The organism is Chryseobacterium sp. HNCC26DJ238, assembly GCF_057180465.1.
This window is the reverse complement of the sequence record NZ_JBXUGI010000034.1, coordinates 1-13,579: the sequence shown is the minus strand read 5'-3', so window position 1 is coordinate 13,579 and position 13,579 is coordinate 1. Positions and strand designations below refer to the sequence as shown.

9 protein-coding genes are annotated in these 13,579 nt (G+C 36.2%); 5 read left to right on the top strand and 4 right to left on the bottom strand.

Annotated elements, in window-relative coordinates; translation table 11 throughout:
* Positions 1 to 359 precede the first annotated feature (359 nt).
* Positions 360 to 1,418: a nucleotidyltransferase domain-containing protein gene (locus AC2A07_RS19355; protein WP_484051748.1), complete on the top strand. Its 1,059-nt coding sequence runs from the start codon at positions 360 to 362 to the stop codon at positions 1,416 to 1,418.
* 53 nt (positions 1,419 to 1,471) lie between these two features.
* Here the strand turns inward: AC2A07_RS19355 and AC2A07_RS19350 are convergent, their stop codons facing one another.
* The 4 genes from AC2A07_RS19350 to rpsO form a co-directional block, all read right to left on the bottom strand.
* Complete coding sequence (locus tag AC2A07_RS19350; protein ID WP_314497029.1) at positions 1,472 to 1,906, bottom strand: cold shock domain-containing protein; 435 nt, start codon at positions 1,904 to 1,906, stop codon at positions 1,472 to 1,474.
* A gap of 492 nt (positions 1,907 to 2,398) precedes the next feature.
* Positions 2,399 to 2,755, bottom strand: a complete 357-nt coding sequence (locus AC2A07_RS19345) for a hypothetical protein (protein ID WP_484051747.1) — start codon at positions 2,753 to 2,755, stop codon at positions 2,399 to 2,401.
* A 247-nt stretch (positions 2,756 to 3,002) separates the two neighbouring features.
* On the bottom strand, positions 3,003 to 5,216 hold the full coding sequence (locus AC2A07_RS19340; protein WP_314497024.1) for a polyribonucleotide nucleotidyltransferase: 2,214 nt from the start codon (positions 5,214 to 5,216) through the stop codon (positions 3,003 to 3,005).
* Positions 5,217 to 5,447: 231 nt separating this feature from the next.
* Complete coding sequence (gene rpsO, locus AC2A07_RS19335; protein ID WP_314497021.1) at positions 5,448 to 5,717, bottom strand: 30S ribosomal protein S15; 270 nt, start codon at positions 5,715 to 5,717, stop codon at positions 5,448 to 5,450.
* 310 nt (positions 5,718 to 6,027) lie between these two features.
* Here rpsO and AC2A07_RS19330 point away from each other — a divergent pair, with 310 nt between their 5' ends.
* The 4 genes from AC2A07_RS19330 to AC2A07_RS19315 all read left to right on the top strand — a co-directional run bounded on the left by AC2A07_RS19330 (position 6,028) and on the right by AC2A07_RS19315 (position 13,292).
* Complete coding sequence (locus tag AC2A07_RS19330; protein WP_484051746.1) at positions 6,028 to 6,585, top strand: pyruvate decarboxylase; 558 nt, start codon at positions 6,028 to 6,030, stop codon at positions 6,583 to 6,585.
* Positions 6,586 to 6,669: 84 nt separating this feature from the next.
* A complete protein-coding gene (gene mgtE, locus AC2A07_RS19325) occupies positions 6,670 to 7,992 on the top strand; it encodes a magnesium transporter (RefSeq protein WP_484051745.1) in 1,323 nt (440 codons plus the stop codon).
* Between the two features lie 84 nt (positions 7,993 to 8,076).
* Positions 8,077 to 8,805: an ABC transporter substrate-binding protein gene (locus AC2A07_RS19320; protein ID WP_484051744.1), complete on the top strand. Its 729-nt coding sequence runs from the start codon at positions 8,077 to 8,079 to the stop codon at positions 8,803 to 8,805.
* A gap of 650 nt (positions 8,806 to 9,455) precedes the next feature.
* Positions 9,456 to 13,292, top strand: a complete 3,837-nt coding sequence (locus AC2A07_RS19315; protein WP_484051743.1) for an RCC1 domain-containing protein — start codon at positions 9,456 to 9,458, stop codon at positions 13,290 to 13,292.
* Positions 13,293 to 13,579 lie beyond the last annotated feature (287 nt).

Sequence of the window (13,579 nt, the reverse complement as noted above, 5' to 3'; positions counted from 1 at the left end):
CACCCTAACTTCTCTTTGTTTATTCCTTAAATTTATTGATTTGCAAACATAGGATGACAGACTTAAAGCATAAATTCTAATTAAAAACAAAAAACAATGACACCAAAAATAGTAGATAAATTAAAAGAAATAGAGGCAGAAAAAATAATAGAATGAAGAATCTCCTTACTTTATGCCTTACGCACAGAAACAACGCAAAAAAACATTGATTAATTCATCTGTCATTTAAATCATTTTGTAGCAAATGGAATGTTTCAGAACATTTTTCGCGACTTTTATGATTTGTGGAAGATATCTACGCTGAAATTTATCAGTTATAGATTAAAATAATAAATTGGTGACGTATTCACATTTAAATTATGACCATCCAAACCCTAAAAGATAAAAACCTCATTCTCTTCCAAACCATATCAGGAAGCCGTTCTTTCGGGCTCGCAACGGAAAACTCAGACACAGACATCCGTGGAATATATTATTTACCGAAAGATGATTTTTTCGGATTAAATTATATTCCGCAAATCTCCAATGAAACGAATGATATTACATATTATGAGATCGGAAGATTTGTGGAATTGTTACAGAAGAATAATCCGAATATTCTCGAAATGCTGGCAAGTCCTGAAGACTTTATTCAGCAAAAAAATCCATTAATGGATCTGCTGAAACCTGAAGATTTTCTTTCTAAACTGTGTAAAGACACTTTTGCAGGGTATGCTATTTCACAAATCAAAAAGGCAAAAGGGCTCAACAAAAAGATTTTAAATCCTTTTGAAAAGGAAAGAAAATCGATTCTTGATTTTTGCTATATTTTAGAAAACAACGGCTCAATTCCACTCAAAAAATGGCTTCAGGAAAGTGGTCTTTCGCAAGAAAAATGCGGATTGGTAAACATCGACAATACCAAAGGAATGTTTGCTATTTTCTATAACGAATCGGGAGATCTCGGATATAAAGGAATTATTCAGAATGAAGAAGCCAATCAGGTTTCTGTTTCATCCGTTCCTAAGGGAGAAAAATGTATCGCTTACCTGTTTTGTAATCTTGACGCCTACTCCACTTACTGCAAAGATTACCGTGAATACTGGAAATGGGTTTCAGAAAGAAATGAAGACCGCTACAACGTCAACCAAAACCACGGACAAAACTATGACAGTAAAAACATGATGCACACTATTCGTCTTTTACAGTCATGTGAACAGATTTTCAAAACCGGTTCCTTACAGATCCGTGTAGATAACAGGGAAGAACTGTTAGATATCAAAGCCGGAAACTGGTCATACGATGCTGTTATGAAGAAAGCGGAGGACTTAATTCAGTCGATTGACCATTATCACTCCACATCTGCTCTACCGAAATATCCTGATCTGGAGAAGACCACCAGAATTCTGATCGGAATAAGGGAAAATCTTTACAGCTAAAACAAAAAACCGTCTCATTGCTGAGACGGTCTGTTTTTATATCTAGTGTAAAACTATCTGATGATTTTGATATTGATCGCAGAGAAACCTTTTGGTGATCTTTCTTTTTCAAAAGATACTTTGTTTCCTTTTTTGATGATATCAATACAGTTGTTACTGTGGAAGAATACATTTTCTTTAGAATTATCTTCTGTAATAAATCCGTATCCCTTGTCACTGAAGAAAGTAACGATCCCTGATTTGATCGGATCTTCTTCCTGTATCGGTGCTGCACCCAACTGAATATTATCCAAACTGATAGCTTCTGCATTAGAGTTATCCGGAGGTGTACTTGTCAATTGACCGTTTGCATCTACATACATAATCATATCATCAAGACTTTTACCTTTGTCATTGCTGTTTTTTCGGTCTTCGCGACGTATCGCTTTTTCCTTTTGCTTCTGTAATTTTTTCTTAAAGTTTTCTTTTTTTGAGAAAGAATCCGCCATATATTATTTTATATTAATTGTTATTCTGAATTTAAAGTTCTGATGATTTTTTTTGTCCGTTTCATCAGAGGGTATTACTGATCATCATAAAAAGATTTCCTGTTGAATTCTTCCAATGATTCTGCTGCATTAAGATAATAAATTTTTTAGAATTTATGATCGTTACCGGGAAATTGATCTGACTGTCTTCTGTCACTACTTTCCCTGAAAAGAAGTAAAAGGTATTCTGAATGTTGATCAGTTGTAGTGATTCGTATTGCCGGTACCGATATTTATCTAAAATAAAAGTAAAAAACGGCAGTCAGAATATTGAAAACTGAGGAATAAAGAGTATTCTAAACTGTATCAGTCTGAGAAAAGCAGAAACCTTTTTCTTAATTATACTGCAAATATACGACAATTCTATGGATTTTGAAGACAATTATTTAAATAATTGAATTCCAGTTTATTTCATAAACCGAAACCGTCCTGAAACTGATGATGTTAATCTGCTCATTTGTCCTTCCTTTTTAAAATATAATAAACCGCTTCATCCTTTTCATTATTGGCTGTGTACGCAAACTGAAAGGAATATCCGTTCGCAGACATAAAATTCAGAGCATCCATCATTGAGTTGAATTTCACATTTCGTCCACGCTCATCTTTGATATTGGTCCCATTTTTAAAAGAGATCGATTTTGTTTCCTGACCGAAATCAATTTCTACATTTACTTTGGTACTCAGAGAACGGCCTGTTCCAATGATCTGAACGTAATCTACATCAATATCTTTTAAAGGAACGTCATTAACGGTTTGCGCAAAACTGATAGCTGATAGAGCGATGAGTGAAAGAATAAAAAGCTTTTTCATAATTTATAAATTAGATTTTAGATCTATTTAACCACAAGGAACAAGAAAATAAAATTGAAAGAACCGATTCTTTATGATTTTAAAAACCTGAAAAAATTCATCTTATACATTGTGCTGAAAATTCGTAAACTTTTGTGGTTTAAAAAATAGGTTTTATATCAAGTTCAGGATTTAAATGTAAATAAATATCTGACATAATTAAAATAAAAAATCCCTCAAGAGAGGGATTCTATATATTTCCGGATGATTAGTCCTGTGGTTCGTTCAAAGGCTTGTGCTCACCCGGTTTGTCTTTACCTTCAGGATTTACCTGTCCTTCCGGTCTCGGCTTTTGAGCCGGTCTTTCCGGTCTTGGCAATAAAACTTTTCTTGAAAGTTTCATTTTCTTACGGTCATCATAACCCATAAACTTCACCTCAACTTCGTCTCCTTCTTTATAAGGAACTTTGTCCAGACGCGCCCATTCGATTTCAGAGATATGAAGAAGGCCTTCAGTTCCCTTAGCAATTGCTACGAATGCTCCGAAATCCATTACTTTCACTACTTTCCCCTGGTAAACTTCACCTACAGTCGGTACAAAAGTAATCTCGTTGATTCTTGCAATCGCTTCATTGATTTTCTCTCTGCTGACACCGGAAATTTCAATTCTACCGATTTCACCAACTTCTTCAATTGCGATAACCGTATCCGTATCTTTCTGCATCTGCTGAATGATTTTTCCACCAGGTCCGATAACCGCACCGATGAAATCTTTAGAGATTTCCAACATCACCATTTTCGGAGCGTGAGGTTTCACGTCTTCTCTTGGAGCAGAAATGGTTTCATTCAATTTATCAAGAATATGTAATCTTCCGTCTCTGGCCTGCAGAAGTGCCTTTTCCATAATATCCATCGACAATCCCTGGATCTTGATGTCCATCTGACAGGCTGTGATTCCATCAGCAGTTCCTGTTACTTTAAAGTCCATATCTCCCAAGTGATCTTCATCTCCTAAGATATCTGAAAGTACTGTAAATTTCCCGGTCTTAATATCGGTTACCAATCCCATGGCAATTCCGGAAACAGGCTTCTTGATCTGAACACCGGCATCCATCAATGCTAAAGTTCCTGCACAAACAGTTGCCATAGAAGATGAACCGTTTGATTCTAAAATATCAGAAACAATACGGATGGTATAAGGATTTTCTTCTGGGATCATGTTTGACAAAGCTCTCTGAGCCAGGTTTCCGTGCCCTACTTCTCTTCTTGAAGTTCCTCTTAAAGGTCTTGCTTCACCCGTTGAGAACGGTGGGAAGTTATAGTGTAGGAAGAATCTTTCGTCATAGTTTACCATTACGCTGTCTACCATGTTCGCATCTTTTACTGAGCCTAAAGTTACAGCGGTTAAAGATTGCGTTTCACCTCTTGTGAAGATTGCAGAACCGTGAGCTCCCGGTAAATAATCGATTTCGCTCCAGATCGGACGAATCGTTTGAGGATCACGACCATCAAGACGGATTTTGTCATTCAAAATCATCTGACGCATCGCTTCTTTTTCCACATCATGGAAGTATACTTTAGCGAAAGGAGTTACTCTTTCCAGTTCTTCAGCATGTTCTACATATTGAGATAAGAATTCAGCCAAAACTGCCTTGAATTTCTCACCCCTCTCCTCTTTTCCTGAAGGAATTTTTGCTACTTCATATACTTTATCATAGGTTTCTTTCCACACTTTCTCACGGATGGCCTCATCGTGATTTTCGTGGCTGTATTCTCTTTTTGGTAATGATTTGCCTACTTTTTCAGCCAATCTTTCCTGAGCTTCAACCTGTTTTTTAATTTCTTCGTGAGCAAAAGTAATCGCTTCAAGCATTTCTGCTTCAGAAATTTCTTTCATTTCACCTTCCACCATTACGATAGAATCTTTAGTTGCCCCGACCATGATATCAAGGTCAGCAAGTTTAAGATCTTCATAGTTAGGGTTAACTGCTAATTTTCCGTCAATTCTTACCACTCTTACCTCAGACATCGGTCCGTTGAAAGGAATATCGGTAATGGCAATCGCTGCAGATGCAGCAAGGCCTGCCAAATCATCAGGGATTGACTTCCCGTCATAGGAAATCAATGAAATCATTACCTGAACTTCCGCATGGAAATCTTCAGGGAATAACGGTCTTAAAACTCTGTCTACCAAACGCATGGTCAGGATTTCCTGATCTGAAGGTCTGGCTTCTCTTCTGAAAAAGTTTCCGGGGATCTTTCCGCCTGCGTAGAATTTTTCTCTGTAATCTACAGTCAATGGTAAGAAGTCTACACCTTCTTTTGCTTCTTTGCTGGCTACGACCGTTGCTAAAAGCATTGTTCCGCCGATTTTTACGACTACAGAACCATCAGCCTGTTTTGCCAATTTTCCTGTTTCAATTGTGATTTCTCTGCCGTCTGCAAGGATAATCGTTTCTGTAATTGCTTGAGGTATACTCATAAATTGTTTAGTGTTGCACTCCGTATTAAGCGCTTTAATTATTTATATTTCGTCTAAATTTCGTTGGCAAAGATAATGTATTATAATGATTTATTAAATTTTCAGCTCAAAATTGTCCCTGAACTTTAACTGAATTACCTGAAATTTATCTTTTTAACTGTTTTTTCGCAAACCAAAAACAAAAAAAGCAGCTTCTTTCGAAACTGCTTTTTATTTTGGAAATCGGATAGATTATTTTCTTAAACCAAGTTCAGCAATAATTGCTCTGTATCTTGAAATATCTTTTTTCTTAAGATAGTCTAATAAACTTTTTCTCTTACCTACTAATTTCACCAAAGATCTCTCAGTAGCAAAATCGTGACGGTTAGCCTTTAAATGCTGAGATAAATGGTTGATTCTGAAAGTAAAAAGAGCAACCTGTCCTTCAGCGCTTCCTGTGTCCTGTGCAGATTTTCCATGTTTTGCGAAAATTTCTGCTTTTTTTTCTGTTGTTAAGTACATTCCAATATTGTTTAATGATTATTATGTAACGGGTGCAAAAGTACGATTATTTTTTTACCTGCCAAAAACAATTTGAATTTAAATTCAATGTCCATAATCATTCTGTATTTTTGAATTTTTAATTTAAATACTGTCATTCAGAACTTTTGGAGACATATTTGATAAGATACTGAAGAAAAAACCTGTACCGGATATCATTTTCAACATTATTGATATCATAAATCAAAAATGATAGAAAAATATGTTAAAAAAATCATAATAAAATTATGTTATCCCATTAAAAGACAGTAATTTTACAGCCTTCAAAAAGATGAAAAAAATTCTATTTTACACTGCTATAACCACTGTTTTCATTCTCAGTATCTCTTCTGTTAAAGCACAGAAAGCACATACTCATGATAAAATAAAAAAAATACTCTACTTCAACCCGGAAGTGGAACCTGACCTCGAAGAAATCAAGGAACCTACGAACAACGCATTTTTCAGTGCGGTTTCTGATAAACTGAGCGGATTCAGAAAAAACAAAATGATGAGGTCAGATATTCATGTTTCGTATGACAGCATAGATTCTAAAACGATTCTTGAATACAGTAAAAATAATGAAGCCGACTTTGTCATTGTTCCTAAAGTAAAATATTTTAAGGTTGGTTTGGGAAAATACGTATTTTCCAATCAGGTCATCGTAAGCATGAAACTTTTTGATGCTGAAGGAAATTTCATCGCTTCATCCGATTATGATACGTACCGCAAAAGCATGCGTCTTTTAGGTTCTGCAGAAAACTCTATTAAGATAGGCACGAATGGTGCCATGAAAAGCATTCTAAAAGAATTGCGGAAGCAGAAACCCTCTTCTGAAGCCGGTTTTTAATGTTTAACAAATCCTTAAATTTCCGATATCGTTCTCTTTTCTTAAAAATTTAAATTATTTTTGCATATCCAAAAAATACAGGTTTTGAATCATACAGACGAATTTACCTTTAATCCGGCCGATATTGCAGAAAGACTCAGCGAACTTCACGCTGACGAAAGGCTGCTGGCTTTTTTGAAGGTTCCGAAGGAGTACAAAGCTGATGTTTTCTCGCATCTGGATCCTGATTTCCAGGAAGACACAATCAGAAGTATCGGAAGTGATGAGGTTTCAGAAATCCTGAATGCCATGACTCCGGATGACAGAACCTCACTTTTTGAAGATTTCCCTGATGAACTGATCAAATACTCCATCAATCACCTCAATCCTCAGGAACGAAGGATTGCCCTGAAACTTCTGGGGTACGATTCTGATTCGATTGCACGTCTGATGACCCCATACTATATCCAGATAAGAAAAGAATGGACGATCAAACGCTGCCTTCAGCAAATTAAAAAGGTCGGTAAAAGAGTGGAAACCATGAACCACCTGTATGTGGTTGATGAAAGAAACCGCCTTATCGACGACATTGCTTTGGGAAGTTTACTTTTAGCTGAAGAAGACACCCTGATTTCACAAATTACCGATAATCAGTTTGTCGCCATTACCACAACCACCACGAAAGAGGATGCTGTGATGTACTTTGAAAAATATGACCGTACCGCACTTCCCATTATTACCGAAGCAGGTGTTTTGGTAGGGATTGTAACCATTGATGATATTCTGGATCAGATCGAACAGCAAAATACAGAAGATATCCAAAAATTCGGGGGACTGGAAGCCCTGGATCTTCCTTACACCCAGACTTCTTTCATGGAAATGGTCAAGAAGCGGGGAATGTGGCTTGTTATTTTATTCTTTTCGGAGATGCTTACCGCTTCAGCAATGGGATATTTTGAGGACGAAATTCAAAAAGCTGTTGTACTGGCTCTTTTTGTCCCACTGATCATTTCAAGCGGCGGGAATTCAGGTTCCCAGGCAGCAACTTTGATTATCCGTGCGATGGCTTTACAGGAAATCACTCTTAAAGACTGGTGGTATGTCATGAAAAAAGAAATCTTCACAGGATTGTTCTTAGGAGGAATTTTAGGAATTATAGGTTTTCTCAGAATTATGGTATGGCACAAAGCTGGTTTCTTTGATTATGGACTGCACTGGATCTTTGTAGGCTTAAGTGTCGGCGTTTCCCTGGTACTGATTGTTTTATGGGGTACTTTATCCGGATCTATGGTTCCATTTATTCTTAAAAAGCTGAAACTTGACCCTGCAACGTCTTCTGCCCCATTTGTAGCAACTCTGGTAGATGTTACCGGCTTAATCATTTATTTCTCTGTTGCCGGACTTTTCTTAACCGGGAAACTTTTGTAATTTAGAGAAATTCAAAATATTGATGTTGCCGTTTGAATCCACATAGCAAAATCAGTATGACGTTTTAAAAAATTACATCTGTATATGAAAATCATTTCTCTTGTACCTTCTATTACTGAAGCATTATTCGATTTGGGATTAACTGAAAAAGAAATCATCGGAAGAACAAAATTCTGTATTCATCCCGCTGAAAAAGTAAAAGCGGTAGAAATTATTGGTGGAACAAAAAACCTGAATATTGAAAAAATCAAAAACCTTCAGCCCGATTTGATCTTAGCCAATAAAGAAGAAAATGTAAAAGAACAGGTCGAATCCCTGATGGCAGATTTTAAAGTCATTGTATATAATACAGAAACCATCGAAGATAACTATTATCTGGTTAAAAACCTGGGGCTGTTGCTTCATCAGGAAGAAAAAGCCCAGCTTTTTAACCTGAAAATATATGACGTTCTCAATAAAACAAAAATCAGTACGAAAATAAAAGCGGCCTACTTAATCTGGAAAAATCCATACATGACCGTTGGCTCAGATACATTTATTCACAATATTCTTTCAGAAATCGGTTTTGACAATCTGTTTAAAAACCAAAAACGCTATCCCGTTATACAGATTGAAGATCTAGCTTCAGCAGAGGTCATCATGCTTTCTTCGGAACCTTTTCCATTTAAAGAAAAACATGTTGCCGAACTGAAAGAACGGTATCCTGAAAAGAAAATCATTATTGTAGATGGTGAGGCTTTTTCGTGGTATGGAACCCATATTGCAAAATGTGAGAATTATTTTAAAGAACTTATTGCCGACCTTAATCATTAAGTTTTGGCTAAAGCCGAATGATTTTTTTCATTCTTAAATAAGCTAAAGCACTTTTCTATTGATAATTTTAGATAATTATATATCTGAATGCTTTGAAACAAAAAAAATCAACCGTTACTTGTTTTACAATCTAATTATCTGTCTGCAGCTAGTAAAATTGATATTTTACATAATGATATAATCCTTATTATATTATCGACTAATTTTTTGTAAGCTTTTTTGATACATTGGAAAAAAAACATATTTTTGCAGTTCACAACATTGGGTCATATCGATGATTACGTTGTTTTCACTAAAAAATAAAAACTAATTGAAAAATATTAAACCATGAAGAACTTTACTAATTCTTTTAATTTATCAAAACTGATTGTTTCCAACAGCTTAAAACATTTTTAAGTTCTTAAATTTCTTTAGAAATATAAATCAATAGCACTTATTGAATTATTTAATCATCAAACATACTTTTCAAAATCATTGTCTATCCATTGATCTAAGTCTTTTTTTCAATTAATTTAGTTTTGAAATGTTTTCTGCATTTCGATATTTTTATGGAGCTCAGAAACCATTCAAACGAAGCGAAACCGAAAAGCTATACGAGTAGGAAAAACTCTTGAAAATTAAATATGAAGAGAATTATCTTATTAAAAACCATGAAAAAACTCTACTTTTTACTCTTAACTCTTATTTCAATTTCTGTTTTTGCGCAAACGTATAGTTACACAACATACAACACTTCAAATTCGGCAATAGGAAGCAATTATATTGCTGACATTAAAACCGATGCAAACGGATTGTTATGGATTGCTACTTACAATGGTGTATCAACTTTTAACGGAACTACTTTCACCAATTATAATACGGGCAATTCTAATATTGCATCTAATTCAACTTTAAAAATTGAAATCGATGGTTTAGGTAGAAAATGGATCGCCTCTCAGTCCAATGGGATTATCTTATATAACGGAACTACTTGGACGAATTACACGACTGCCAATTCGGGATTACCAACCAATGCTATCAATGATATAGCGGTTGACGGACAAAATAATCTTTGGGTTGCAACAGATTCAGGGCTTACAAAATTCAACGGTACTACCTGGACTACTTATGCTTCTGTAACGAATCTGAATTCAGTAGCAACTGACAGTAATAATGGTGTCTGGATTACAAATAATGGTGTATTGTATAAATTTAACGGTACCAATTTCAATTTCATAGCACAGGGAACTCAAAAAATATTGAGAATTGCTAATAATACCATCTATGTTAAAGGTTCTGACAGTTTAGTTACCTTAACAACAAGCGGAACCAATATTACATTTACATATCAAAGCAATTCTTGTCTTGCAGGATACCAGCTGAATGCTTTAGATGTAGACAGTAACAGCAAAGTCTGGATCGGATTCAGTGGATCTGGTTTACAAAATTTCACAAATTGCACTACTTATACTTCAACAAATACCAATTCAGGTTTACCAGATAACTATTTTAGTGCAGTTAGAACACAAAGTTCAGGAACTATCTGGTTGGGAACATTACAGCTTGGTTTGGTGAAAATGGCACAAAGTACTGCTGTTTGCGCTTCTCCTACTCCAATGTCTGCTTCAAATGTTGCTTCTACAACAGCTACTTTGAACTGGTCACCAATAGCCACGGCACCTTCTGGAGGATATGTATATGCCTATGGTACATCGCAGACAATGGGAAGCCCAAATGGTAATACTGTAGCTACTTCGGCAGATTTAATCAATTTATCTCCAAACACTACTTACTATTGGTGGGTTAAGTCTAACTGCGGATCAAATCAAAGCAGTTGGGTTTCAGGTGGATCTTTCACAACACTTTCTCCTGCAGGATGTTGGCAAAGTGTAAGTGCAGGTGTAACGCATTCATTGGGAATAAAATTAGATGGAACACTTTGGGCTTGGGGTTATAATGTTTATGGTCAATTGGGTGACGGAACTGTGGCAACGAGGCAAACTCCTAAACAGATAGGTACATCAACAGACTGGAAAAAAGTAGTTGCAGGCGCTCAGTATTCAGTCGCAATAAAAACAAATGGAACATTATGGGCTTGGGGCTACAACGGCCAAGGGCAGCTTGGTGACGGAACTACAATTAATAAAAATAATCCCGTACAGGTAGGAACAGCTAATGATTGGCTGGATATTACAATTGGAAATGAACATACATTAGCCATAAAAACAAATGGAACACTTTGGAGCTGGGGTAACAATAATACAGGCCAGCTGGGTGACGGAACAACCATAAACCGGAACGTACCTGCTCAAATCGGAACCGTCAATACGTGGAAAAGTATTGCAGCAGGAAATGGTTTTTCGTTGGCATTGCGAACGAATGGTACCCTCTGGACTTGGGGAAATAACCAAAATGGTCAATTGGGTGATGGTACCACTACAAATAAAAATACTCCAACACAGATTGGTACAGATACAGATTGGGCGGATGTTGCAGCAGGATATTTTCATTCTGTAGCAAGAAAATCAAATGGAGTACTTTATACATGGGGAAGAAATAATGAAGGACAGCTGGGTAATAATAACAATACAAACAGTTTAACACCAACTGCAGTATTTGATCAAGTTAAAAGTATTGATGCAGGAGCACATCATACTGTAGGAATAACAACATCTGGAAATATGTTTACTTGTGGGTATAATAATTCCGGTCAATTAGGAGATAACACAACCACGAACAGGAACTGGGTTTCTGTAGGAAACGCCAGCAATCATCAATTGGTTTCCGCGGGAGCCTTCCATACTTTATCATTAGATTTAGACGGCTTCTTGAAAGTTTGCGGAAATAATGAGATGTATCAATTGGGTGATGGTACAACTGTAAATAAACTGAATTTAACATCAATAGTTTGTCCTGTAAATTGTAATCCTCCTACCCAGTTGTATACTTCCAACATTACTTCAAATACAGCTACTCTTAACTGGCTTCCTTCAGCATCAGCACCTAGTGGAGGATATAATTATGTTTACAGTACTAGTCCGACAATGACAGGGTCAGGTACTGCAAATTCTTCTACAACAGCTAATATATCAAATTTGTTACCCAATACCACTTACTATTGGTGGGTTTCAGCTAACTGCGGATCAAGTCAAAGTATTTGGGTGTCAGGAGGATCTTTTACAACACTTTCTGCCACTACTGGCTGTTGGAAAGCTATTAGCGCAGGCTCTTACCATTCACTAGGAATAAAAACAGATGGTACACTTTGGGCTTGGGGTGATAATATTGATAATCAATTGGGAGATGGAACGAATGTCGCAAAAAACATCCCACTTCAAATAGGAACTGCAACGAATTGGAAAAAAGTTTTTGCAAGTGCAAAATACAGTGTAGCAATCAAAACAGATGGAACACTTTGGGCATGGGGAAATAATATAATGGGGCAATTAGGAGACGGTACAACTACTAATAAAATGATTCCAACAAAAATAGGAACAGCTACTAACTGGGAAGATATTGCAGTTGGAGAATCTCATACATTAGGAATAAAATCAAACGGAACTCTATGGGCATGGGGAATGAATGTAAGCGGAGAATTAGGAGACGGAACAACTACAAACAAAATTATACCCACCCAAATAGGAACAGCAAGCAATTGGAAAAGTGTAGGAGCAGGTACATTCTTTTCAGTGGCAATAAAAACAGATGGGACATTATGGGCTTGGGGTTATAATGGTCACGGGCAGCTAGGTGACGGTACATCGACAAATCGTATTTTACCAAAACAAATAGGAACTGCTACCGATTGGGCAGACATAGCAGTAGGAGATTCGCATGTTGCAGGAAGAAAGACAAATGGACTTCTTTTTACTTGGGGATTTAACGGATCCGGGGGATTAGCTGATGGAACTACAAGCAGCAGATGGACTCCTTGGCTAGCAGCAGATGCAATTCAAAAAGTTTTTACAGGTAATTTTAATACAATAGCTATAACAACATCAGGAAATGTGATTGCCAGTGGGAACAACAGTACAGGGCCATTTGGTAACAATACGAACACCAGTACATCTAATTGGACAACTATCGGCAACAATATGACGATAATTTCTACAGGGGGATGGCATACTTTATCTTTAAATGATAATGGTGTTTTAAAGGTTGCCGGACGTAATAATTATGGACAATTGGGCGATGGTACCACTGTTCAGAAACTTACCTTCAATCAGCTTGCATGTCCTACAAGTAATTTAGCCGTTGAAGAAACTTCAGCAACTAAAGATAACCTCAGAATTTTCCCAAATCCTGTAAGCCATATTCTGAATATCTCTTTCGATCAAAAGATTCTATCAGTAACAGTTTACAGTGCTGGCGGACAACAGGTTCTCACTAAAACCATCAATGATAACAAAGGTACAGTTGATGTTTCTTCTCTGCCATCAGGAGTTTACATGATTAAAGTAAATGCAGACCATAACATAGTAAAAACAGAAAAAGTTATCAAGCGATAAGTATTGACAAATAAACTTCTACTGTAAAAACCACAATACAGTTAAATGAAAAATAATTAGCGTGTGCGGCATCCGTGCACGTTAATTATTTGAAACATATTGAAATGAAAGGACATCTTTATATTTGAATGCGTTAAAACAAGAAAAATATTATTTGCTTTAAAAACATTTTATTCGTCCGTGAGCAGTAAAATATAAAGATAAATCCTGTCCATTTTAAGTATATTGCCAACTAATTTCAATCACAAAAAAACTCCGATTTTCGTCGGAGTTTTATATTTTAAATT

Excerpts from the sequence above, each read along its gene's own strand:
- AC2A07_RS19355 (WP_484051748.1), top strand. The coding sequence starts at position 360 with ATGACCATCCAAACCCTAAAAGATAAAAACCTCATTCTCTTCCAAACC.
- AC2A07_RS19320 (WP_484051744.1), top strand. The coding sequence starts at position 8,077 with ATGAAAATCATTTCTCTTGTACCTTCTATTACTGAAGCATTATTCGAT.
- AC2A07_RS19330 (WP_484051746.1), top strand. The coding sequence starts at position 6,028 with ATGAAAAAAATTCTATTTTACACTGCTATAACCACTGTTTTCATTCTC.
- AC2A07_RS19340 (WP_314497024.1), bottom strand. The coding sequence starts at position 5,216 with ATGAGTATACCTCAAGCAATTACAGAAACGATTATCCTTGCAGACGGC.
- AC2A07_RS19315 (WP_484051743.1), top strand. The coding sequence starts at position 9,456 with ATGAAAAAACTCTACTTTTTACTCTTAACTCTTATTTCAATTTCTGTT.
- AC2A07_RS19345 (WP_484051747.1), bottom strand. The coding sequence starts at position 2,755 with ATGAAAAAGCTTTTTATTCTTTCACTCATCGCTCTATCAGCTATCAGT.
- rpsO (WP_314497021.1), bottom strand. The coding sequence starts at position 5,717 with ATGTACTTAACAACAGAAAAAAAAGCAGAAATTTTCGCAAAACATGGA.
- AC2A07_RS19350 (WP_314497029.1), bottom strand. The coding sequence starts at position 1,906 with ATGGCGGATTCTTTCTCAAAAAAAGAAAACTTTAAGAAAAAATTACAG.